The organism is Enterobacter sp. RHBSTW-01064, assembly GCF_014103035.1.
In the GTDB taxonomy this organism is placed as follows: Bacteria; Pseudomonadota; Gammaproteobacteria; order Enterobacterales; family Enterobacteriaceae; genus Enterobacter; species Enterobacter mori.
In genome coordinates this window covers 974,164-996,137 of record NZ_JABXOU010000001.1, presented here as the reverse complement: position 1 = coordinate 996,137, position 21,974 = coordinate 974,164, and the positions used below count along the sequence as shown (strand labels likewise).

The following is a 21,974-nucleotide window of genomic DNA, read 5'->3' as shown; positions in this document are numbered from 1 at the left end:
AAGCGGTGCAATATGCAAGTTTTTATCATGCGTCACGGCGACGCGGCACTCGATGCCGCCAGTGACTCAGTACGTCCTTTGACAGTCTGTGGCTGCGACGAATCCCGTCAAATGGCTACCTGGCTTAAAGGTCAAAAAGTGGACATTGAACGCGTTCTGGTGAGTCCGTTCCTGCGTGCAGAACAGACGCTGGATGTGGTAGGGGAGTGTATGAACCTGCCTTCCAGTGTGGATGTTCTTCCTGAACTCACGCCGTGTGGCGATGTGGGTCTTGTGAGTGCCTATCTTCAGGCGCTATGCAATGAAGGTGTCGCTTCCGCACTGGTCATTTCCCACCTGCCGCTGGTCGGCTATCTGGTATCTGAGCTGTGCCCTGGCGAAACGCCGCCTATGTTCACGACCTCCGCCATTGCCAACGTCACCCTGGACGAAACCGGCAAAGGTGTCTTTAACTGGCAAATGAGTCCGTGCAACCTGAAGATGGCAAAAGCGATCTGACGTGACGTGCGATATGGCGGGGTGCAATGTGCTTCCCGCCATCCTGTCAGGGTAACTCTGGCGGCTGCCATTCCTCGACTTCAATCAACACCAGCAATGCGGCATCTCCGCCGTACTCTTTGGGTGCCTGATGAAACGCCATCACGTGTGGATGCTGAGCCAGCCACAGCGGCGTCTGTTGCTTGAGAATATGTTTGCCGTGACCGTGCATCACGCAGGCGCAAAAAACGTGTTCGCGACGACATGCCGCAATCAATGCCCCCAGCTCCTGTTTCGCCTGCATCTGGGTTAACCCGTGCAGATCGAGAAACAGCTCCGGTGAATAGTCCCCACGGCGTAACTTTTTCAGCTCAAAATGGCTGACGTCTTCACGTACGTACTTCACAGCCCCCTGCGTGTTGAGCAGAGGCTGAAATTCATCTGAAAAATAGTGGCTGTTATCGGCCTGCTCCTGGAGCAGTCGCTTGACCGGCACTTCGCTGATTTTTTTGCGCTGAGGACGATGAACGATGGTGTCCTGCGTGATTCTACGCGTCCCGGTCATCAGCTGTCGGAAGAGTGTCTGATCCTCCTCGCTGAGCGATGTTTTCTTTTTCATTTGGCATTCTCATCTCGTATTTCCGATAGTGTACCCGACTAAACGCATTTTTTAACCTCAAGCGGTACGCGTCATTGCTGATTTATCGCCGTCTTCATGGCAAACTAGCCGCCGAAAATTATGCGAGCATGCCCTGGAGGAAAGAGTGGATAAAATTTTTGTCGATGAAGCAGTAAACGAGCTGCATACCATACAGGACATGTTGCGCTGGTCGGTTAGCCGCTTCAGCGCCGCCAATATCTGGTACGGTCACGGTACCGATAACCCGTGGGATGAGGCCGTTCAGCTGGTGCTGCCGTCCCTCTACCTGCCACTGGATATTCCGGAAGACATGCGTACCGCGCGCCTGACCTCCAGCGAGAAGCACCGCATCGTTGAGCGCGTGATCCGCCGCGTGAACGAGCGTATTCCGGTCGCCTACCTGACCAATAAAGCCTGGTTCTGCGGCCACGAGTTCTATGTTGATGAACGCGTGCTGGTGCCGCGCTCGCCGATTGGTGAGCTGATCAACAACCACTTTGAAGGGCTGATTAACCATCAGCCGCAGCACATTCTGGATATGTGTACCGGCAGCGGCTGCATTGCGATTGCCTGTGCCTATGCCTTCCCGGAAGCAGAAGTGGACGCGGTCGATATTTCCACCGACGCGCTGGCCGTAACCGAGCACAACATTGAAGAGCACGGCCTGATCCATCACGTTACGCCAATTCGCTCCGATCTGTTCCGCGATCTGCCGACGCTGCAGTACGATCTGATCGTCACCAATCCGCCGTACGTCGATGCAGAAGACATGTCCGATCTGCCAAACGAATATCGCCATGAGCCGGAGCTGGGCCTGGCATCAGGCTCTGACGGCCTGAAGCTGACCCGCCGCATTCTGGCCTGTGCACCGGATTACCTGACCGATGACGGCGTTCTGATTTGTGAAGTAGGCAACAGCATGGTACATCTGATAGAGCAGTACCCGGATGTGCCGTTCACCTGGCTCGAGTTCGACAACGGCGGTGACGGCGTCTTTATGCTGACCAAAGCGCAGCTGCTCGACGCGCGCGAACACTTCAGCATCTATAAAGATTAATCCAGCGGGCTTCGGCCCGTTTCACAACGCTCAAACACAAACAACAACATCGGAGCCGTGATGGCAGGAAACAGTATTGGACAGGTATTCCGCGTGACCACCTTTGGGGAGTCGCACGGGTTGGCACTCGGTTGCATCGTCGACGGCGTACCGCCGGGCATCGAACTGACCGAAGCAGATTTACAGCACGACCTCGACCGTCGACGTCCGGGCACCTCTCGCTACACCACGCAGCGTCGCGAGCCGGACCAGGTCAAAATTCTTTCCGGCGTCTTTGAAGGGCGCACCACCGGGACCAGCATTGGTCTGCTGATCGAAAATACCGATCAGCGCTCCCAGGACTACGGCGCCATCAAAGACGTTTTCCGTCCGGGCCACGCCGACTACACCTACGAACAAAAGTACGGCTTCCGTGACTATCGCGGCGGCGGGCGTTCTTCCGCGCGTGAAACCGCGATGCGCGTGGCGGCAGGGGCGATTGCCAAGAAATACCTGCAGCAGAAATTTGGCATCGTTATCCGCGGCTGTCTGACCCAGATGGGCGACATTCCTCTGGCGATCAAAGACTGGGATCAGGTCGAGCAAAACCCGTTCTTTTGCGCGGATGCCGACAAGCTAGAGGCGCTCGACGAACTGATGCGCGGCCTGAAAAAAGAGGGCGACTCCATCGGTGCGAAAGTCACCGTGGTGGCTGACGGCGTTCCGGCTGGCTGGGGCGAGCCGGTATTTGACCGTCTCGACGCTGACATCGCCCACGCGCTGATGAGCATCAACGCGGTGAAGGGCGTCGAGATTGGCGACGGTTTTGACGTGGTTCAGCTTCGCGGTAGCCAGAACCGCGACGAAATCACGAAAGCGGGCTTCCAGAGCAACCATGCGGGCGGCATTCTGGGCGGTATCAGCAGCGGGCAGCAGATTGTTGCCAACATCGCACTGAAGCCGACTTCCAGCATTACCGTGCCGGGCCACACGATTAACCGCTCTGGTGAAGAAGTTGAGATGATCACCAAAGGACGTCACGATCCGTGCGTGGGGATCCGCGCGGTGCCGATCGCAGAAGCGATGCTGGCGATCGTGTTGATGGATCACTTCCTGCGCCAGCGCGCGCAGAATGCGGATGTGACGACCACCATTCCACGCTGGTAAACATGAAAAAAACCGCAATTGCTCTGCTGGCGCTGCTCGCCAGTGGAGCCTCTCTGGCCGCCACGCCGTGGCAAAAAATCACCCATCCGGTGGCGGGGAGTGCGCAGTCCATCGGTGCCTTCTCTAACGGCTGCATCGTGGGCGCGCAGGAACTTCCGCTGCAGTCGGACACCTATCAGGTGATGCGCACCGATCAGCGCCGCTATTTCGGCCATCCGGATCTGGTGCTGTTTATACAGCGCCTTGGTAATCAGGTGCATAACCTGGGGCTGGGCACGATGCTGATCGGTGATATGGGGATGCCTGCCGGGGGCCGCTTCAACGGCGGTCACGCCAGCCACCAGACCGGACTGGATGTCGATATCTTCTTACAGCTGCCGAAAACGCGCTGGACGTCTTTGCAGTTGCTGAAACCGCAGGCGCTGGATCTGGTCGCGAGCGACGGTAAGCACGTAGTGCCGTCCCTGTGGACGCAGGAAGTCTCCAGCATGATCAAGCTGGCGGCAGAAGATAACGACGTCACGCGGATTTTCGTTAACCCGGCCATCAAGCAACAGCTCTGTCTGGATGCCGGAACGGATCGCGACTGGCTGCGCAAAGTGCGTCCGTGGTTCCAGCACCGTGCACATATGCACGTTCGTCTGCGCTGCCCGGCGAACAGCCTGGAATGTGAAGATCAGCCGCTTCCACCGCCTGGCGATGGCTGTGGTTATGAACTGCAAAGCTGGTTTGAACCGGCGAAGCCTGGAACCTCTAAGCCTGAGAAGAAGACACCGCCTCCGTTGCCGCCTTCCTGCCAGGCGCTACTGGATGAGCATGTACTTTAATGGATAATTTCGTCGATCTGTTTATGGTGTCACCGCTGCTGCTGGCGGTGCTCTTTTTTGTTGCGATGCTCGCCGGGTTTATCGATGCGCTGGCGGGTGGGGGCGGTTTGCTGACGGTTCCGGCGCTGCTGGCGGCGGGCATGAGCCCGGCTCAGGCGCTGGCTACTAACAAGCTGCAGGCCTGCGGTGGGTCGCTCTCGGCGTCGCTCTATTTTATCCGCCGCAAGGTGGTGAGCCTGGCCGATCAGAAGCTCAATATTCTGATGACCTTTATTGGCTCGACGTCGGGCGCGCTGCTGGTTCAGCACGTGCAGTCTGATATTTTGCGTCAGATCCTGCCGATTCTGGTTATCTGCATTGGCCTGTACTTTTTGCTGATGCCAAAGCTCGGTGAAGAGGATCGCCAGCGTCGCCTGCACGGCCTGCCGTTTGCGCTGGTTGCCGGGGGCTGTGTAGGTTTTTATGACGGTTTCTTCGGCCCGGGCGCAGGCTCGTTTTACGCGCTGGCTTTCGTGACGCTGGCCGGGTTCAACCTCGCCAAATCCACCGCCCATGCCAAAGTGCTCAACGCGACCTCAAACGTCGGCGGCCTGCTGCTGTTTATCATTGGCGGCAAGGTTATCTGGGCAACCGGCTTTGTAATGATGGTGGGCCAATTTTTAGGCGCGCGCGTGGGCTCGCGTCTGGTATTGAGCAAGGGGCAAAAGCTGATCCGCCCGATGATTGTTGTGGTCTCGGCGGTGATGAGCGCCAAACTGCTTTATGACAGCCATGGACAGGAGATCCTCACCTGGTTGGGGATGCACTAATGAACAGTACGCATAACTACGAACAGCTGATTGAGATTTTCGACGGCTGTTTTGCTGATGATTTTAATACCCGTCTGATTAAAGGCGACGACGAACCGATCTATCTTCCTGCTGATGCAGAGGTTCCGTATAACCGGATCGTTTTCGCACATGGCTTTTACGCCAGCGGTTTGCACGAGATTTCGCACTGGTGCATTGCGGGGAAAGCACGTCGCGAGCTGGTGGACTTCGGTTACTGGTATTGCCCGGACGGGCGTGACGCCGCAACTCAGGGCCAGTTTGAAGATGTTGAAGTCAAACCCCAGGCGCTGGAGTGGCTGTTCTGCGTGGCGGCGGGTTTCCCGTTCAACGTGAGCTGCGACAACCTGGAAGGCGACTTCGAGCCGGATCGTATCGTCTTCCAGCGCCGCGTTCACAAGCAGGTGATGGAATATCTTGAGAAGGGCATCCCGGAACGTCCGGCGCGCCTGATCGAGGCTTTACAGAATTATTACCACACGCCGGAGATCACGGCGGAATGCTTCCCTTGGCCGGAAGATCTTTAACAGAGGAAAGAAGATGATCGCAGAATTTGAATCACGCATTCTGGCGTTAATTGATGACATGGTGGAACACGCCAGTGATGATGAGCTGTTCGCCAGCGGTTATCTGCGTGGTCACCTGACGCTTGCCGTAGCCGAGCTGGAGGCAGGTGACGATCACTCTGCCGACGCAGTTCACGAAGAAGTGACTCGCAGCCTGGAAAAAGCCATTCAGGCCGGAGAACTCTCTCCGCGCGATCAGTCTCTGGTGCTGGGCATGTGGGACAATTTGTTCCAGCAGGCGAAAGCGAAGTAAGTGTTTCACCACCCTCTCCCACAGGGCTGAGGGATCCCCACAAAATAATGCCTGCACAGACGACCCCCTCTCCCTTGAGGGAGAGGGCTGGGGTGAGGGGGAACATACGGCTCTGGTGGTCATTCCGTTCACTTCATGTTCCTTGCTACTCTGTAACGGCATGGCCTGTGAACGTGCCATGGCGGCTCAATCGCCGCCGCCCTGGCGACCCGGGCTCCCGGCGGTAAATCGCCGCTTCGCGGTTCCCTCAGCTTATTCCTTCAGGCTATCGGGTCGGGCATGAGCCTGCATCCCTGCAGGCCACGCCCTCTCGGCGCATCCATGCGCCTCGCCCCGGCCTTACGGAAACGCCTCGGCGATTTACAGCCGGACCAGGGCATCGCTGTAAGCCATTAATTTTCCGGAAGCAATATTTATCGCTTCCGGTTAAAAAATTACTGGGGATTCCTCAGCCCACAGGGAGAGGGACGGGGTGAGGGCACCAGACCGCTCTCTACTTAACCTTCTTCCCCTTCAGCAGTTTCCGTACCCACAGTCGATTTGGGTTGAGTCCCGCAAGCGTAATTCTGTCCAGCGGAATCGGCTCATCGCTCATCTGCGCGGCTAACACCTCTGCCAGCAGCGGCGCAGAGCACAATCCCCTCGAGCCCAGCCCGCCGAGCATAAACAGCTCCGGATACACCGGTGCGCTTACCGCCGTGTCCCGGTTATCAGCCAGATCCTGATAGGCCGCAAGCGTTGCCTCATAGTCCGGCACGCTCCCCGCCATCGGCAGATGGTCACGCGTGGCGCAGCGTACGCCGCAGCGGGCTTCACCCTCGCTGACGTCAACCTCTTTCGCCCACGCCGCATCCGGGAAACAGTCAACCAGACGCTGGCGGTTCTGCTGCTGGTCCGCGTCGCTGTAGCGCATTTCCGTTTCGCCACGATGATAGCTCGCCCCGATGCAGTGATGGCCGTTAGACGGATTTTGCGGCGTCAGATAGCCGTCATAGCACAGCACCTGACGTAATTTGCTCAGTTCTGGCGCGGTTGGGATATGGCTTACCTGGCCGCCGACCGGATACACCGGCAATGTTTCTGTCTGGATAAACTGGCTGATGTTATGTCCGTTTGCCAGCACAACGCTGGCGTGCTGCGCCGCTTTGCCATCAGCGAAACGCAGATTCCAGCGTTCTGTCCGGCTAAGCGATTCAACGGTGTGGGCATAGTGCACCATCAGCCCGCGAGACTGGGCCAGGGTCATCACCGCCGCCGTCAGGTCGGCCGGGCACAGCCAGCCGCCGAGCGGATACTGTATACCGTCACAGCGCGTGTCGACGCCCGCGGTTTCAGTAACCTGCTGCGCAGTGACCGCACGGGCGATCGCCTCCGGCAGACCCAGCGACAGCATTTGCGCGATTTTTTGCTGGCTCTTCTCATCCCAGCCGAGCTGCGTCACGCCGCACCAGTCGTGGTCAAAATCAACAGGCAGAAGATCGTACAGACGACGAGCAAACGTAAATGCCGCCGGGAAAAACTGGAACAGCGCCGGGTCGTGCGCGCTCAGCAGAGGATAAAGCGCGCCCTGACGGTTGCCTGAGGCACCCGTCGCCGGTGCCTCATCGGCGCAGTAGAGCGTGACCTGCCAGCCACGGTGGAGAAGCGCGAGCGAGAGCAGGGCGCTGGCAATGCCGCCGCCAATGAGTGCTACCTCTCGTGATGCACTGGCGCGACGGGAAAACCACGGTGCCTGAGCGGGGACATTTAACGTCTGTTCCATCGTCCCGACCAGCATGTCGCGCTTGCGGCCAAACCCCTTGGTTTTACGCATGGTAAAGCCCGCTTCCTGCAGCCCGCGGCGGACAAAACCTGCCGAGGTGAAGGTGGCGAGCGTTGCGCCCGGGCGGGCCAGGCGCGCCATTGCGCAAAACAAATGCTGACTCCACATGTCCGGGTTTTTGGCAGGGGCAAAACCGTCCAGGAACCAGGCATCCACTTTCTGATTCATCGAATCGTCGAGCTGATCGGTCAGTTCGTTAATGTCGCCCAGCCATAAATCCAGGGTAACGCGTCCGCCGTCCAGAATCAGACGATGGCAGCCACCCACGGCCGGTGGCCATTGCGCCTGAAGCTGCTCTGCCCAGGCTGCCAGCTCCGGCCAGTGCTGATGTGCGAGCTGTAAATCGTGCAAAGTGAGCGGGAATTTTTCAAAACTGACGAAATGTAATCTTTGGAGCGTAGCCTCGGAATGGGCAGCGTGAAACCGATCAAACGCCTGCCAGAGGGTCAGAAAATTGAGGCCGGTACCGAATCCGCTTTCCGCCACCACGAACAGGCTGCGCGGATGCGCGGGGAATCGGGCGCCGAGCTGGTTTCCGTCGAGAAAAACATAACGTGTCTCTTTAAGTCCGTTATCATTAGAAAAATAGACGTCATCAAAATCTCGGGAAACAGGTGTACCCTCAGCGTTGAATTCGAGGTTGGCGGGTTGTATAGCGTTTTGTTTCACGTAAGTTACTCGTCCGACAGGCAGTGGCACGATCTTAACGATGTGAGCCCATCGGTGCAAATTTCCTCAGAAATTGTCTGATCGGACTTGTTCGGCGTACAAGTGTACGCTATTGTGCGACTCGAAACTTACTATAGTGCGACTTACAGAGGTATTGAATGAAACGTGCAGTGATTACTGGCCTGGGCATCGTTTCCAGCATCGGTAATAACCAGCAGGAAGTCCTGGCATCTCTGCGTGAAGGACGCTCCGGGATCACTTTCTCTGAAGAGTTTAAAGATTCGGGAATGCGTAGCCACGTATGGGGTAACGTCAAACTGGACACCACCGGTTTGATCGACCGTAAAGTGGTTCGTTTCATGAACGATGCCTCTATTTACGCCTATCTTTCCATGCAGGAAGCGATTGCAGATGCTGGCCTGAGCGAAGACGTTTATCAGAACAACCCGCGCGTGGGTCTGATTGCCGGTTCCGGCGGTTCGTCTAAAGCGCAGGTATTCGGTGCGGACGCAATGCGTAGCCCGCGCGGCCTGAAAGCGGTAGGTCCATACGTTGTGACCAAAGCCATGGGTTCAGCCGTTTCTGCCTGCCTGGCGACACCGTTCAAAATTCACGGTGTGAACTACTCCATCAGCTCTGCCTGTGCGACTTCCGCGCACTGTATCGGTAACGCGGTTGAGCAAATCCAACTGGGCAAACAGGACATCGTGTTTGCTGGCGGCGGCGAAGAGCTGGGCTGGGAAATGGCCTGTGAGTTCGACGCAATGGGCGCACTGTCCACCAAATACAACGAGACGCCAGATAAAGCATCCCGTACCTATGACGCACACCGCGACGGTTTCGTTATCGCGGGCGGCGGCGGTATGGTTGTGGTTGAAGAGCTGGAACACGCTCTGGCTCGCGGCGCTCACATCTACGCTGAGATCGTGGGTTACGGCGCAACGTCCGATGGTGCTGACATGGTTGCTCCATCCGGCGAAGGCGCAGTGCGCTGCATGAAGATGGCGATGCACGGTGTTGATACCCCAATCGACTACCTGAACTCCCACGGTACCTCTACTCCAGTAGGCGACGTGAAAGAACTGGGTGCGATCCGCGAAGTCTTTGCGGATAAGAGCCCGGCGATCTCTGCAACCAAAGCCATGACCGGTCACTCTCTGGGTGCGGCTGGCGTGCAGGAAGCGATCTACTCTCTGCTGATGCTCGAACATGGCTTTATCGCGCCAAGCATCAACGTGGAAGAGCTGGATGAGCAGGCTGCTGGTCTGAACATCGTAACCAAACCAATGGATGCGACGCTGACGACCGTTATGTCTAACAGCTTCGGTTTCGGCGGCACCAACGCCACGCTGGTAATGCGTAAGCTGAAAGCATAAGCGTTTGAATGTATAGTAGAAGGGAGCCTGATGGCTCCCTTTTTTTATGCCTGAATTCGGAGTTATGCATGACGGCCGCTACATCAGATATAAACGCCACGTCCGGGAACACCTCGCTGTTCCGCATCGCTTTTGCGGTATTTCTTACCTACATGACCGTCGGCCTGCCGCTGCCGGTGATCCCGCTGTTTGTTCACCAGGAGTTGGGCTATGGCAATACCCTGGTTGGCATCGCCGTGGGTATTCAGTTTTTAGCGACGGTGTTAACGCGTGGCTACGCCGGACGCCTGGCGGATCAGCACGGTGCAAAACGGTCAGCTTTGCAGGGCATGTTTGCCTGCGGTCTGGCGGGCGGCGCATGGCTGCTGGCCGCGCTTCTGCCGGTAGACGCCGTGTATAAATTTGCGCTGCTGGTGGTGGGGCGCTTAATCCTTGGATTCGGTGAAAGTCAGCTGCTGACCGGGACCCTGACCTGGGGGATGGGGCTGGTTGGCCCTGCGCGTTCGGGCAAGGTCATGTCCTGGAACGGGATGGCCATCTACGGGGCCCTGGCAGCAGGTGCTCCGCTGGGTCTGCTGATCCACAGCCAGTTTGGTTTTGCGGCACTGGCGGGTACCACCATGGTGCTGCCGCTGCTGGCGTGGGCATTTAATGGTTCGGTGCGAAAAGTCCCGGCCCATAAAGGCGAACGCCCATCCCTGTGGAGCGTCGTCGGTCAAATCTGGCAGCCGGGTCTCGGCCTGGCGCTACAGGGCGTTGGCTTCGCGGTGATTGGTACCTTCGTCTCCCTGTACTTTATGAGCCGTGGCTGGGCAATGGCGGGCTTTACGCTCACCGCGTTTGGCGGCGCGTTCGTACTGATGCGCGTGCTTTTTGGCTGGATGCCGGATCGCTTAGGCGGCGTGAAGGTGGCGGTGGCCTCGCTGGTTATTGAGACCATTGGTCTGCTGCTGCTCTGGCAGGCACCCAATGCCTACGTTGCGCTGCTGGGGGCGGCGCTGACCGGCTGCGGTTGCTCACTGATCTTCCCGGCGCTGGGTGTTGAGGTGGTGAAACGCGTGGCCCCGCAGGTACGCGGCACGGCGCTCGGTGGGTATGCCGCGTTTCAGGATATCTCCTATGGGGTTACTGCGCCGCTGGCGGGGCTGTTGGCGACATCCTTTGGCTATCCGTCAGTATTTCTTGCCGGGGCCGTTTCAGCGGTGGTGGGAATTGTGGTGACGCTGGTGGCGTTTCGCAGATCGTAGTTTTATGCCCGGTGGCGCTTCGCTTACCGGGCCTACAACCGTACGAAACGTAGGCCGGGTAAGGTGTAGCCGCCACCCGGCAGTTTCAAGCAACTAGCCAGAAAATCGCCAGCGCAATCAGCAGCGCAATGAACATCAGCCCCGGACGAGCGGACAGCGTTTTGAAGGTTTCCACGACGGGCGCAAACAGCGGACTGTAAATCGGCTGAATGTTCCGTGCTTCAGGAATGCCGCCTTCGCGCTCGGCGCGACGAACAAAGATCTGATTCAATATATCCTGCACCTGCGCGGTGGTCAGCACCGTTTGCGGCGTGGCCTGCCAGGTCTGCTGGGCATAATCCCGCACCGCCTCAAACTCGTGCGGTTCGAGCGGCTGCTTCAGTGCAGCCTGCACCGTGTGCAGGGTCGGGGCAGTTTGCGTGCTGAGCGTCTGGCGCGCCTGCAGCCAGGTGACCAGATGCGTAAACTGTCTGGCCGGGATCAACTCGCCGCTTTTCACGTCGGACAGCTCCAGCATGGATTGCCAGATGAGCTTTGTCGACTCGCCGGTGGCGGCGGCCAGTTTGGTCACCATCTGATTAAGCGTGTTGTGCTCAGCAGGCAGCAGCGGGCGTTCGGTCGCCGGGCGCAGCTGAGGCTGTGGAATCGACAGCTGATTGGTTTGCAACAGCGTCAGCACCGTTTTGAGCTGATCGGGCGTGAGCTGGCTCAGGGCAGTCTGGCCATACTGTTGGCGAATAAAATCACTGACCGCCTGGCGATTGTTCCCCTGGCCCAGTAGCTCGGTCAACTGCGACACAATCTGGCGAGTGGTGTGATTTTGTTGCGCAGCGTTGATTCGCTGGTTCAGGTTCTGCTCGGCGGCAGGGAAGTGGCGCGACTGCAGCGGTACGTCGTTCTTCACGCCCAGGTCATGCTTCACCCCGGCCCAGACTTCCGCGTTTTGTTGCGACGTCAGCGCAATCAGGCGCGTGATCAGTCGCTCCAGCACGGTGCGCTGTTGCGTGGAGAGCGGCTGTTCGCCTGCGACACTCGGCGGCGTTAAGGGGCCTTCACCCGGAGGGCGCGGCGGCGTACCTGAAATAGGCTGCATCGTCGGAATCCTTAAAGTCAAAACTCAGCGTTAACCCGGCGGACATATATGCCTGGCGGCGAGATTATGGCACACTTGGCAGGTTTTCTTCCTCTCAAACAGGTACTCAGACGTGAAAATCCTCGTTGATGAAAATATGCCTTACGCCCGCGAGCTCTTTAGCCGCCTTGGCGATGTTAAGGCTGTCCCTGGTCGCCCGATTCCGGTGAACGAACTGGATGATGCCGATGCCCTGATGGTGCGCTCGGTGACCAAAGTAAATGAGACGTTGCTCTCCGGCAAAACGGTGAAATTTGTCGGGACCGCAACGGCAGGGACCGATCATGTGGATGACAAGTGGCTTAAGCAGGCGGGGATCGGTTTTTCCGCCGCGCCGGGCTGTAACGCCATTGCCGTTGTGGAATACGTTTTCTCCTCGCTGCTGATGCTGGCCGAGCGCGATGGTTTTGCGCTGAAAGACCGCACCGTGGGGATTGTCGGCGTGGGTAACGTGGGCGGTCGCCTGCAAAAGCGTTTTGAAGCGTTAGGGATCCGCACACTGCTGTGCGACCCGCCGCGCAAAGATAACGGCGATGAAGGCGACTTCCGCTCGCTGGATGAGCTGGTTGAACAGTGTGATGTGATCACCTTCCACACGCCGCTGTTTAAAGAGGGGCCGTATAAGTCTCTTCATCTGGCCGATGAAACGCTGATCCGTCGTCTGAAGGCTGGCACTATTCTGATAAATGCCTGCCGTGGCCCGGTCGTGGACAACGCCGCGCTGCTGACATGTCTGAACGAAGGACAAAACCTCAGCGTGGTGCTGGACGTCTGGGAACCCGAGCCGGAACTCAACGTTGAGCTACTCAACAAGGTGGACGTGGGCACCGCGCATATCGCTGGCTACACGCTTGAAGGCAAAGCGCGCGGCACGACGCAGGTGTTTGAAGCCTACAGCGCCTTTATCGGTCATCCGCAGCAGGTAGCGCTGGATACCTTACTCCCCGCGCCAGAATTTGGTCGCATCACTCTGCACGGCCCGCTCGATCAGGCAACGCTGAAAAGGCTGGTGCATTTGGTGTATGATGTGCGCCGCGATGATGCGCTGCTGCGTAAAGTGGCGGGGATCCCGGGTGAGTTTGATAAGCTGCGCAAGAACTACGTTGAGCGCCGCGAGTGGTCTTCCCTGTATGTGATGTGCGACGACGCTTCGGCGGCGACGCTGCTGCATAAACTTGGGTTTAACGCCGTTCATCACCCGGCGCATTAATGTCTTCTTAATGCTCCCTGTCGGATACTCCGACAGGGACGCTTTTTTATTTCTGGAGTAAACCACCATGTCTGAAGGCTGGAACATTGCCATTTTAGGTGCCACGGGTGCCGTGGGCGAAGCCCTGCTCGAAACCCTTGCTGAGCGTCAGTTCCCGGTGGGCGACATCTTTGCGCTGGCACGTACCGACAGCGCAGGTGAGCATCTGCGTTTTAACGGTAAATCCGTCATGGTCCAGGACGCGGCCGCGTTCGACTGGACGCAGGCGCAGCTGGCGTTTTTCGCCGCGGGCGCTGAAGCGACTGCTGCGTACGTTGAAGAGGCGACTAACGCAGGCTGCCTGGTGATCGACCTGAGCGGCCTGTTCTCAATGGAGCCGGATGTGCCGCTGGTGGTGCCGGACGTGAACCCGTTCGTGCTGGCTGACTACCGCAACCGCAACGTCATCGCGGTACCGAACAGCCTGACCAGCCAGCTGCTGACTGCGCTGAAACCGCTGATCGACGACGGCGGCCTGTCTCGTATTAATGTGACCAGCCTGCTGTCGGCCTCCGCTAACGGTAAAAAAGCGGTCGATGCGCTGGCCGGGCAGAGTGCGAAGCTGCTGAACGGTATCCCGATTGATGAAGACGATTATTTTGGTCGTCAGCTGGCATTCAACATGCTGCCACTGCTGCCGGATCGTGAAGGTTCCGTGCGCGAAGAGCGTCGTATCGTCGATGAAGTGCGTAAAATTCTGCAGGACGATGGCCTGATGATCTCCGCCAACGTTGTGCAGTCGCCTGTCTTCTACGGCCACGCGCAGATGGTTGGTTTTGAAGCCCTGCGCCCGCTGGCGGCGGAAGAAGCGCGCGATGCGTTTAGCGGCGGTGAAGATATCGTCCTTTCCGAAGAGAGTGAATTCCCGACCCAGGTGGGCGATGCCACCGGTAGCGCGCATCTTTCTATTGGCTGCGTGCGCAACGATTACGGCATGCCCGAGCAGGTTCAGTTCTGGTCCGTTGCCGATAACGTACGCTTTGGCGGCGCGCTGATGGCAGTTAAAATCGCCGAGAAGCTGGTGCAGGAGTACCTGTACTGATGTCAGAAGTGGAACAAAAGCCGGTCCATAGAATTGCCCTCGGCATTGAGTACGATGGCAGTAAATATTATGGCTGGCAGCGTCAGAACGAAGTGCGCAGCGTTCAGGAAAAGCTGGAGAAAGCGCTTTCTCAGGTAGCGAATGAGCCGATTAACGTCTTATGCGCAGGCCGAACCGACGCCGGTGTTCACGGCACAGGGCAGGTGGTGCACTTTGAAACCACCGCCGTGCGCAAGGATGCTGCCTGGACGCTGGGTGTAAATGCGAATTTACCTGGTGACATTGCCGTGCGTTGGGTGAAAGCTGTGCCGGATGATTTTCATGCGCGTTTCAGCGCCACTGCGCGCCGTTACCGCTACGTCATCTACAACCAGCGTCTGCGTCCGGCAGTGTTAAGCCAGGGCGTGACGCATTTTTATGAGCCGCTTGATGCAGAACGTATGCAGCGTGCGGCGCAGTGTTTGATTGGAGAAAATGACTTTACGTCGTTTCGTGCGGTGCAGTGTCAGTCCCGTACGCCGTGGCGTAACGTCATGCACATTAACGTCAGTCGTTATGGCGCGTATGTGGTGGTCGATATCAAAGCCAATGCCTTTGTACATCATATGGTGCGGAATATTGTTGGCAGCCTGATGGAAGTGGGTGCCGGACACCAGCCGGAGAGCTGGATTGCAGAACTGCTGGCAGCGAAGGACAGAACGCTTGCGGCAGCAACGGCGAAAGCGGAAGGGCTGTATCTGGTCTCGGTGGATTATCCGGATCGGTTTGACCTGCCAAAACCGCCAATGGGCCCGCTGTTTTTAGCGGACTAAACAAAGGTGCAATTAAGGCTTAGACAATATGGACGTAATACGTTTTCTGATTGATTTCATTCTGCATATTGATGTTCACCTGGCGGAACTGGTCGCGCAGTATGGCGTCTGGGTATATGCCATTCTGTTCCTGATCCTGTTCTGTGAAACCGGTCTGGTGGTGACGCCGTTCCTGCCCGGAGATTCGCTGTTGTTTGTGGCGGGTGCGTTATCCGCGCTGCCGACCAATGACCTGAATGTCCATCTAATGGTTGTGCTGATGATCATCGCCGCCATTGTGGGAGACGCGGTCAATTACACCATCGGGCGCGTGTTTGGAGAACGGTTATTCAGTAATCCGGATTCCAAAATTTTCCGCCGCAGCTATTTAGATAAAACGCATGCCTTCTACGAGCGTCACGGCGGCAAAACCATTATTCTTGCCCGTTTTGTCCCCATCGTTCGTACCTTTGCACCGTTTGTGGCAGGAATGGGGCATATGTCCTATCGTCATTTTGCGATGTATAACGTTGTCGGTGCGCTGCTGTGGGTACTGCTCTTTACTTACGCAGGCTACCTGTTTGGCGATCTGCCAGTGGTTCAGGAAAACCTTAAGTTGCTGATTGTAGCGATTATTGTGCTTTCCGTACTGCCGGGCGTTATCGAAATCATCCGTCACAAACGGGCGGCAGCTAAACAAGCGAAGTAAATGCACGCTGGCGGTTCGACCACTTTTTTATCCAAAGTTTCGGGCTGTTATGTTTTAATGTGCAACATTCATGGTCTGTTGGAGGCAAAAATGGCATTATTCGCCTCTTATAGCAAAACTGGCATACGACCAGGTTCAGGCAGAAAGGTTATCAATGAGCTGGATTGAACGAATTAAAAGCAACATTACCCCAACGCGTAAAGCGAGCATTCCTGAAGGGGTATGGACGAAGTGTGATAGCTGCGGCCAGGTTCTGTATCGTGCAGAACTGGAACGCAATCTTGAAGTGTGTCCGAAATGTGACCACCACATGCGTATGTCGGCGCGCAACCGCCTGCATAGCCTGCTGGACGAAGGTTCTCTGGTAGAACTGGGAAGCGAACTTGAGCCAAAAGACGTGCTGAAGTTCCGCGATTCCAAAAAATATAAAGATCGTCTGGCCTCTGCACAGAAAGAGACCGGCGAGAAAGACGCGCTGATCGTCATGAAGGGCACCCTGCATGAGATGCCGGTTGTTGCCGCCGCATTTGAGTTCTCCTTTATGGGCGGCTCAATGGGCTCTGTGGTCGGTGCGCGCTTCGTGCGTGCCGTTGAGCAGGCGCTGGAAGACAACTGCCCGCTGATCTGCTTCTCCGCTTCAGGTGGCGCACGTATGCAGGAAGCGCTGATGTCCCTGATGCAGATGGCGAAAACCTCTGCAGCGCTGGCGAAAATGCAGGAGCGCGGTCTGCCGTACATTTCTGTACTGACCGACCCAACCATGGGCGGCGTCTCTGCAAGCTTCGCGATGCTGGGCGATCTGAACATCGCTGAGCCAAAAGCGCTGATTGGCTTTGCCGGTCCTCGCGTTATCGAACAAACCGTACGTGAAAAACTGCCGCCGGGCTTCCAGCGCAGTGAGTTCCTCATCGAGAAAGGCGCTATCGACATGATCGTTCGCCGCCCGGAAATGCGCCTGAAACTGGCAAGCGTCCTGGCGAAGCTGATGAATCTGCCCGCGCCGAACCCGGATGAGCCACGCGAAGGCGTGATCGTACCGGATCAGGAACCCGAGGCCTGATAACTGAAAAGGGCAGGGCCGGTTGGCGCTGCCCTTTTGCTTTCTAATCTGTTAATGACAACCGGGCATTATGGAAAATAAAAGCATTCCCCAAGCCACGTCGCCCCTGGCCGCGTGGCTTTCTTATCTGGAAAACCTGCACAGTAAAACCATCGATATGGGGCTTGAACGCGTAAGCCAGGTCGCCGCGCGTCTTGATGTGCTCAAACCGGCTCCGTTCGTGTTCACCGTCGCGGGCACCAACGGGAAAGGCACGACCTGCCGCACGCTGGAATCTGTCCTGATGGCGGCGGGTTACAAGGTAGGCGTTTACAGCTCTCCACATCTGGTGCGCTACACCGAGCGGGTGCGCGTGCAGAACCGCGAACTGCCGGAATCTGCCCATACGGCGTCATTCGCGGAAATTGAAGCGGCACGCGGTGAGATCTCATTAACCTATTTTGAATACGGTACGCTTTCAGCGCTGTGGCTGTTCAAACAGGCGCAGCTTGACGTGGTAATTCTGGAAGTTGGGCTCGGTGGTCGTCTTGACGCCACCAATATGGTGGATGCGGATGTCGCCGTCGTCACCAGCATCGCGCTGGATCATACCGACTGGCTGGGGCCAGACCGTGAAAGCATTGGCCGTGAAAAGGCCGGTATCTTCCGGGCGAATAAGCCCGCCGTGGTCGGCGAGCCGGACATGCCGCATACCATCGCCGACGTGGCGAATGAGAAGGGCGCTCATTTAATGCGCCGCGACGTAGACTGGCACTATGAGGTTCAGGACAACGGCTGGCGCTTTAGCGATGCGCAGGGTGCGCTGGACGACCTGCCGCTGCCGCAGGTACCGCAGCCGAACGCCGCCACCGCGCTGGCGGCACTGCGTGCCAGTGGATTGACGGTGAGCGAGCAGGCGATCCGCGACGGTATCCAGAACGCGATCCTTCCGGGGCGTTTCCAGATTGTCAGCGAGTCGCCGCGTCTTATTCTGGACGTGGCCCACAACCCGCACGCGGCGGCGTATCTGGCAGGACGTCTCAAATCGTTACCAAAAACCGGGCGCGTGCTGGCGGTTATCGGTATGCTTCATGATAAAGATATCGGCGGGACGCTGGCCTGCATGGAGAGTATGGTCGATAGCTGGTATTGTGCTCCTCTGGAGGGGCCACGCGGCGCGACGGCTGAGCAGTTGATGGAACATCTCGGCACAGGCGCAATCTATAGTAGCGTGGCGCAGGCCTGGCATGCTGCGATGGCGGATGCTAAACCAGAAGATACCGTGCTGGTGTGTGGTTCATTCCACACGGTGGCACATGTCATGGAAGTGATGGACGCGGGGAGAACCGGTGGCGAGTAAGTTTCAGAACCGTTTAACAGGAACCATTGTGCTGGTCGCGCTCGGAGTGATTATTCTTCCGGGACTGCTCGACGGGCAGAAAAAGCATTATCAGGACGAATTTGCGGCCATTCCGCTGGTGCCGAAACCGGGCGATCGCGATGAGCCAGACATGCTGCCCGCCGCGACGCAGGCGCTACCTGCTCAGCCGCCGGAGGGCGCGGCAGAAGAGGTGCGCGCAGGCGATGCTGCCGCACCGTCGCTCGATCCTTCTCGCCTGGCTGCGAATAACAATATTGAAATCGATCCGGTTCCGGTGGAACAGCCTAAGGCTGTTGAAAAACCGAAGCCTGTCGAGAAACCGCAGCCGAAGCCGCAGCGGGATAAAGCGGCAGAGCAGCTGGCTGCAGCGTCAGAAACCCCACCACCGGCGAAACAGGACGCGGCACCGACGGGTAAAGCCTACGTTGTTCAGCTTGGCGCATTGAAAAATGCCGATAAAGTCAACGAGGTGGTGAGTAAACTGCGCGGTGCGGGATACCGTGTTTACACTTCACCTTCCACGCCGGTGCAGGGTAAAATTACCCGTATCCTGGTGGGGCCGGAAGCGTCGAAAGATAAGCTGAAAGGGTCGCTGGGTGAGCTGAAGCAGATCTCCGGGCTGAGCGGTGTGGTGATGAACTACAGCGCGAACTGACAAGAATTACCCCTCACCCCGGCCCTCTCCCCAAAGGGGAGAGGGTGTAAATAGTCCCCTCTCCCCTTTGGGGAGAGGGTTAGGGTGAGGGGAAGCAGACGTCCACAGAGGCGTCAAAAGGCCCATGGCGTTGAGCGTTTTTTCAGCGCCTTTTTTATTTACGCGCGGGAAGGAAATCCCTACGCAAACGTTTTCTTTTTCTGTTAGAATTCGCCCCGAACTGGATGACAGGGCGTTAAATCGTGGGACACATATGGTCTGGATTGATTACGCCATCATTGCGGTGATTGGTTTTTCCTGTCTGGTTAGCCTGATCCGTGGCTTTGTTCGTGAAGCGTTATCGCTGGTGACATGGGGTTGTGCTTTCTTTGTTGCCAGTCATTACTACACTTACCTGTCTGTCTGGTTCACGGGCTTTGAAGATGAACTGGTCCGAAACGGAATCGCCATCGCGGTGCTGTTTATCGCGACGCTGATTGTTGGCGCTATCGTCAATTACGTGATAGGTCAGCTGGTCGAGAAAACCGGTCTGTCAGGAACGGACAGGGTGCTCGGGATCTGTTTCGGTGCGTTGCGAGGCGTGCTGATTGTGGCCGCGATACTGTTCTTCCTGGATACCTTCACCGGGTTCTCCAAAAGCGAAGACTGGCAGAAATCGCAGCTCATTCCAGAGTTCAGCTTCATCATCAGATGGTTCTTTGACTATCTGCAAAGCTCGTCGAGTTTTTTGCCCAGGGCATAAACCCTGAGATGTGGCTTAACGAGGAAAAGACGAATGTGCGGTATTGTCGGTATCGCCGGTTTCATGCCGGTAAACCAGTCGATTTATGACGCGTTAACGGTGCTTCAGCACCGTGGGCAGGATGCTGCGGGTATCATCACCATTGATGCAAACAACTGCTTCCGTTTACGCAAGGCGAATGGCCTGGTAAACGATGTGTTTGAAGCCCGCCATATGCAGCGTCTGCAAGGTAATATGGGGATCGGTCACGTTCGTTATCCTACTGCTGGCAGTTCCAGCGCCTCTGAGGCACAGCCTTTCTACGTCAACTCACCGTATGGCATCACCCTTGCTCATAACGGCAACCTGACCAACGCGCACGAGCTGCGTAAAAAGCTGTTCGAAGAGAAACGTCGCCACATTAACACCACCTCTGATTCTGAAATCCTGCTCAATGTGTTCGCCAGCGAGCTGGATAACTTCCGTCACTACCCGCTGGAAGCAGACAACATCTTTGCTGCCATTGCCGCAACAAATCGTCAGATCCGCGGCGCGTATGCCTGCGTGGCGATGATTATCGGTCACGGCATGGTCGCCTTCCGCGATCCAAACGGCATTCGTCCTCTGGTGCTCGGCAAACGTGAGCTCGGCGATGGTCGTACGGAGTATATGGTTGCCTCTGAAAGCGTGGCGCTGGACACGCTGGGCTTTGAATTCCTGCGTGACGTTGCGCCCGGTGAAGCGGTCTACATCACTGAGAAGGGCCAGCTGTTTACCCGCCAGTGTGCTGACAATCCGGTCAGCAACCCGTGCCTGTTCGAATACGTTTACTTCGCCCGTCCGGATTCCTTCATCGACAAGATTTCCGTCTACAGTGCGCGCGTGAACATGGGTACGAAGCTCGGCGAGAAGATTGCCCGCGAGTGGGACGATCTCGATATCGACGTCGTGATCCCTATCCCGGAAACCTCCTGCGATATCGCGCTGGAAATCGCGCGTATTCTGGATAAGCCTTACCGCCAGGGCTTCGTGAAGAACCGCTACGTTGGCCGCACCTTTATCATGCCGGGCCAGCATCTGCGCCGTAAGTCCGTGCGTCGTAAGCTGAACGCCAACCGCGCCGAGTTCCGCGACAAGAATGTACTGCTGGTGGATGACTCCATCGTTCGCGGTACGACGTCTGAGCAGATTATCGAAATGGCACGCGAAGCCGGTGCGAAGAAAGTGTACCTGGCGTCTGCGGCACCAGAAATTCGCTTCCCGAACGTGTATGGCATCGACATGCCAACCGCGACGGAGCTGATCGCTCACGGTCGTGAAGTGGACGAAATTCGCCAGATCATCGGTGCTGACGGCCTGATTTTCCAGGATCTGAACGATCTGATCGACGCGGTGCGTGCCGAGAACCCGGACATTCAGCAGTTCGAATGCTCAGTGTTTAACGGCGTGTACGTGACCAAAGACGTTGACCAGCAGTATCTCGACTACCTGGATTCCCTGCGTAACGACGATGCGAAAGCCGTCCAGCTGCAGAACGATCTTGAAAGCTTAGAGATGCACAACGAAGGTTGATGTTTCTGCAGGTGAGGGCAGACGCCCTCACTTGCAACTCCCCGCAAAATCCTGCACAGTCTGCCCTGAATCAGTAAGGGCAAAAATCATGAAACGACTCATTATTGGGATCAGCGGTGCCAGCGGCGCGATTTACGGCGTACGTCTGTTGCAGGTGCTGCGTGACGTAGCAGATGTGGAAACCCATCTGGTGATGAGCCAGGCGGCGCGCCAGACCCTCTCCCTTGAAACCGACCTTTCCCTGCGTGACGTTCAGGCGCTGGCGGATGTCGTCCACGATGCCCGCGATATCGCGGCCAGTATCTCTTCAGGCTCGTTTAAAACGGCGGGTATGGTTATCCTGCCCTGTTCAATAAAAACGCTCTCCGGCATTGTGAACAGCTATACCGATACCCTGGTGACGCGCGCGGCGGATGTGGTGCTGAAAGAGCGTCGTCCTCTGGTACTCTGTGTGCGGGAAACACCGCTGCATCTGGGGCATCTACGCTTAATGACGCAGGCGGCTGAACTTGGGGCTGTCATCATGCCACCGGTCCCCGCGTTCTACCATCGCCCGCAAACGCTGGATGACATCATCAACCAGACCGTTAACCGCGTGCTGGACCAGTTTGATATTGACCTGCCGGAAGACCTCTTCACCCGCTGGCAGGGTGCCTGAATTTGTGCACAAACAAGGTGCATGAAAAGACAAGTTGCCCTGTTTCAGGGCAATTATGCAACGGCGATCATATCCTCGACATTTAATTCGTTTTTTCCCTTCTTCCCTCTCCGGTTCG

Annotated in this window: 22 protein-coding genes; 19 read left to right on the top strand and 3 right to left on the bottom strand. The window is 57.1% G+C overall.

Annotated features, from left to right (window positions below; translation table 11 throughout):
- Positions 1–12: 12 nt before the first annotated feature.
- Positions 13–498, top strand: coding sequence for a phosphohistidine phosphatase SixA (gene sixA, locus HV355_RS04590; protein WP_003861375.1), 486 nt, complete (start codon positions 13–15; stop codon positions 496–498).
- Positions 499–544: 46 nt separating this feature from the next.
- Here sixA and smrB read toward each other — a convergent pair whose 3' ends face one another.
- The gene (gene smrB, locus HV355_RS04585; protein WP_108416659.1) at positions 545–1,096 is read right to left on the bottom strand and encodes an endonuclease SmrB; all 552 of its coding nucleotides are present in this window, start codon (positions 1,094–1,096) and stop codon (positions 545–547) included.
- A gap of 145 nt (positions 1,097–1,241) precedes the next feature.
- Between smrB and prmB the strand changes: the two genes are divergently transcribed.
- From prmB to HV355_RS04555, 6 genes are read left to right on the top strand one after another with little or no spacing between them, the layout of a single operon-like run.
- On the top strand, positions 1,242–2,174 hold the full coding sequence (gene prmB, locus HV355_RS04580) for a 50S ribosomal protein L3 N(5)-glutamine methyltransferase (RefSeq protein ID WP_023312578.1): 933 nt from the start codon (positions 1,242–1,244) through the stop codon (positions 2,172–2,174).
- 60 nt (positions 2,175–2,234) lie between these two features.
- Entirely contained in the window at positions 2,235–3,320 is a 1,086-nt protein-coding gene (gene aroC, locus HV355_RS04575) for a chorismate synthase (RefSeq protein WP_010433219.1), read from the top strand.
- A 2-nt stretch (positions 3,321–3,322) separates the two neighbouring features.
- The gene (gene mepA / locus HV355_RS04570; protein WP_182401045.1) at positions 3,323–4,147 is read left to right on the top strand and encodes a penicillin-insensitive murein endopeptidase; all 825 of its coding nucleotides are present in this window, start codon (positions 3,323–3,325) and stop codon (positions 4,145–4,147) included.
- Complete coding sequence (locus tag HV355_RS04565; protein WP_089597892.1) at positions 4,147–4,956, top strand: sulfite exporter TauE/SafE family protein; 810 nt, start codon at positions 4,147–4,149, stop codon at positions 4,954–4,956. Before mepA ends, HV355_RS04565 begins: the two co-directional genes overlap by 1 nt.
- Complete coding sequence (locus HV355_RS04560; protein WP_010433224.1) at positions 4,956–5,501, top strand: elongation factor P hydroxylase; 546 nt, start codon at positions 4,956–4,958, stop codon at positions 5,499–5,501. Before HV355_RS04565 ends, HV355_RS04560 begins: the two co-directional genes overlap by 1 nt.
- A gap of 13 nt (positions 5,502–5,514) precedes the next feature.
- The gene (locus tag HV355_RS04555) at positions 5,515–5,793 is read left to right on the top strand and encodes a YfcL family protein (RefSeq protein WP_048029667.1); all 279 of its coding nucleotides are present in this window, start codon (positions 5,515–5,517) and stop codon (positions 5,791–5,793) included.
- Positions 5,794–6,286: 493 nt separating this feature from the next.
- Here HV355_RS04555 and mnmC read toward each other — a convergent pair whose 3' ends face one another.
- The gene (mnmC, locus tag HV355_RS04550; RefSeq protein ID WP_182401043.1) at positions 6,287–8,284 is read right to left on the bottom strand and encodes a bifunctional tRNA (5-methylaminomethyl-2-thiouridine)(34)-methyltransferase MnmD/FAD-dependent 5-carboxymethylaminomethyl-2-thiouridine(34) oxidoreductase MnmC; all 1,998 of its coding nucleotides are present in this window, start codon (positions 8,282–8,284) and stop codon (positions 6,287–6,289) included.
- 158 nt (positions 8,285–8,442) lie between these two features.
- On the opposite strand from mnmC, the gene fabB reads away from it, so the two are divergent.
- Positions 8,443–9,660 carry a beta-ketoacyl-ACP synthase I gene (gene fabB / locus HV355_RS04545; RefSeq protein ID WP_089597894.1) on the top strand — a complete coding sequence of 406 codons (1,218 nt, stop codon included), beginning with the start codon at positions 8,443–8,445 and terminating at the stop codon, positions 9,658–9,660.
- A gap of 68 nt (positions 9,661–9,728) precedes the next feature.
- Complete coding sequence (locus HV355_RS04540; RefSeq protein WP_148400464.1) at positions 9,729–10,907, top strand: MFS transporter; 1,179 nt, start codon at positions 9,729–9,731, stop codon at positions 10,905–10,907.
- An 85-nt stretch (positions 10,908–10,992) separates the two neighbouring features.
- On the opposite strand, the gene flk is transcribed toward HV355_RS04540, so the two are convergent.
- Positions 10,993–12,000, bottom strand: a complete 1,008-nt coding sequence (gene flk, locus HV355_RS04535; protein WP_100165815.1) for a flagella biosynthesis regulator Flk — start codon at positions 11,998–12,000, stop codon at positions 10,993–10,995.
- Between the two features lie 112 nt (positions 12,001–12,112).
- On the opposite strand from flk, the gene pdxB reads away from it, so the two are divergent.
- The 10 genes from pdxB to HV355_RS04485 all read left to right on the top strand — a co-directional run bounded on the left by pdxB (position 12,113) and on the right by HV355_RS04485 (position 21,856).
- Entirely contained in the window at positions 12,113–13,249 is a 1,137-nt protein-coding gene (gene pdxB / locus HV355_RS04530; RefSeq protein WP_174339896.1) for a 4-phosphoerythronate dehydrogenase PdxB, read from the top strand.
- A gap of 67 nt (positions 13,250–13,316) precedes the next feature.
- The gene (locus HV355_RS04525; protein ID WP_182401041.1) at positions 13,317–14,330 is read left to right on the top strand and encodes an aspartate-semialdehyde dehydrogenase; all 1,014 of its coding nucleotides are present in this window, start codon (positions 13,317–13,319) and stop codon (positions 14,328–14,330) included.
- The gene (truA, locus tag HV355_RS04520) at positions 14,330–15,142 is read left to right on the top strand and encodes a tRNA pseudouridine(38-40) synthase TruA (protein ID WP_042716992.1); all 813 of its coding nucleotides are present in this window, start codon (positions 14,330–14,332) and stop codon (positions 15,140–15,142) included. The genes HV355_RS04525 and truA overlap by 1 nt, the downstream gene beginning before the upstream one ends.
- 28 nt (positions 15,143–15,170) lie before the next feature.
- A complete protein-coding gene (locus HV355_RS04515) occupies positions 15,171–15,830 on the top strand; it encodes a DedA family protein (protein ID WP_003861406.1) in 660 nt (219 codons plus the stop codon).
- 154 nt (positions 15,831–15,984) lie between these two features.
- On the top strand, positions 15,985–16,890 hold the full coding sequence (gene accD, locus HV355_RS04510) for an acetyl-CoA carboxylase, carboxyltransferase subunit beta (protein ID WP_010433245.1): 906 nt from the start codon (positions 15,985–15,987) through the stop codon (positions 16,888–16,890).
- A 70-nt stretch (positions 16,891–16,960) separates the two neighbouring features.
- Entirely contained in the window at positions 16,961–18,229 is a 1,269-nt protein-coding gene (folC, locus tag HV355_RS04505; protein ID WP_182401039.1) for a bifunctional tetrahydrofolate synthase/dihydrofolate synthase, read from the top strand.
- On the top strand, positions 18,219–18,905 hold the full coding sequence (gene dedD / locus HV355_RS04500; RefSeq protein WP_126544345.1) for a cell division protein DedD: 687 nt from the start codon (positions 18,219–18,221) through the stop codon (positions 18,903–18,905). Before folC ends, dedD begins: the two co-directional genes overlap by 11 nt.
- A gap of 253 nt (positions 18,906–19,158) precedes the next feature.
- A complete protein-coding gene (gene cvpA, locus HV355_RS04495; RefSeq protein WP_000262116.1) occupies positions 19,159–19,647 on the top strand; it encodes a colicin V production protein in 489 nt (162 codons plus the stop codon).
- A gap of 33 nt (positions 19,648–19,680) precedes the next feature.
- A complete protein-coding gene (purF, locus tag HV355_RS04490; protein ID WP_010433256.1) occupies positions 19,681–21,198 on the top strand; it encodes an amidophosphoribosyltransferase in 1,518 nt (505 codons plus the stop codon).
- 88 nt (positions 21,199–21,286) lie between these two features.
- On the top strand, positions 21,287–21,856 hold the full coding sequence (locus HV355_RS04485; RefSeq protein WP_010433259.1) for a UbiX family flavin prenyltransferase: 570 nt from the start codon (positions 21,287–21,289) through the stop codon (positions 21,854–21,856).
- Positions 21,857–21,974 lie beyond the last annotated feature (118 nt).

What these genes read in the sequence shown, in the direction of transcription:
- sixA (WP_003861375.1), top strand. Translation starts at nt 13, where the DNA reads ATGCAAGTTTTTATCATGCGTCACGGCGACGCGGCACTCGATGCCGCC.
- smrB (WP_108416659.1), bottom strand. Translation starts at nt 1,096, where the DNA reads ATGAAAAAGAAAACATCGCTCAGCGAGGAGGATCAGACACTCTTCCGA.
- aroC (WP_010433219.1), top strand. Translation starts at nt 2,235, where the DNA reads ATGGCAGGAAACAGTATTGGACAGGTATTCCGCGTGACCACCTTTGGG.
- mepA (WP_182401045.1), top strand. Translation starts at nt 3,323, where the DNA reads ATGAAAAAAACCGCAATTGCTCTGCTGGCGCTGCTCGCCAGTGGAGCC.
- HV355_RS04565 (WP_089597892.1), top strand. Translation starts at nt 4,147, where the DNA reads ATGGATAATTTCGTCGATCTGTTTATGGTGTCACCGCTGCTGCTGGCG.
- HV355_RS04560 (WP_010433224.1), top strand. Translation starts at nt 4,956, where the DNA reads ATGAACAGTACGCATAACTACGAACAGCTGATTGAGATTTTCGACGGC.
- HV355_RS04555 (WP_048029667.1), top strand. Translation starts at nt 5,515, where the DNA reads ATGATCGCAGAATTTGAATCACGCATTCTGGCGTTAATTGATGACATG.
- fabB (WP_089597894.1), top strand. Translation starts at nt 8,443, where the DNA reads ATGAAACGTGCAGTGATTACTGGCCTGGGCATCGTTTCCAGCATCGGT.
- HV355_RS04540 (WP_148400464.1), top strand. Translation starts at nt 9,729, where the DNA reads ATGACGGCCGCTACATCAGATATAAACGCCACGTCCGGGAACACCTCG.
- flk (WP_100165815.1), bottom strand. Translation starts at nt 12,000, where the DNA reads ATGCAGCCTATTTCAGGTACGCCGCCGCGCCCTCCGGGTGAAGGCCCC.
- HV355_RS04525 (WP_182401041.1), top strand. Translation starts at nt 13,317, where the DNA reads ATGTCTGAAGGCTGGAACATTGCCATTTTAGGTGCCACGGGTGCCGTG.
- truA (WP_042716992.1), top strand. Translation starts at nt 14,330, where the DNA reads ATGTCAGAAGTGGAACAAAAGCCGGTCCATAGAATTGCCCTCGGCATT.
- HV355_RS04515 (WP_003861406.1), top strand. Translation starts at nt 15,171, where the DNA reads ATGGACGTAATACGTTTTCTGATTGATTTCATTCTGCATATTGATGTT.
- accD (WP_010433245.1), top strand. Translation starts at nt 15,985, where the DNA reads ATGAGCTGGATTGAACGAATTAAAAGCAACATTACCCCAACGCGTAAA.
- folC (WP_182401039.1), top strand. Translation starts at nt 16,961, where the DNA reads ATGGAAAATAAAAGCATTCCCCAAGCCACGTCGCCCCTGGCCGCGTGG.
- cvpA (WP_000262116.1), top strand. Translation starts at nt 19,159, where the DNA reads ATGGTCTGGATTGATTACGCCATCATTGCGGTGATTGGTTTTTCCTGT.
- purF (WP_010433256.1), top strand. Translation starts at nt 19,681, where the DNA reads ATGTGCGGTATTGTCGGTATCGCCGGTTTCATGCCGGTAAACCAGTCG.
- HV355_RS04485 (WP_010433259.1), top strand. Translation starts at nt 21,287, where the DNA reads ATGAAACGACTCATTATTGGGATCAGCGGTGCCAGCGGCGCGATTTAC.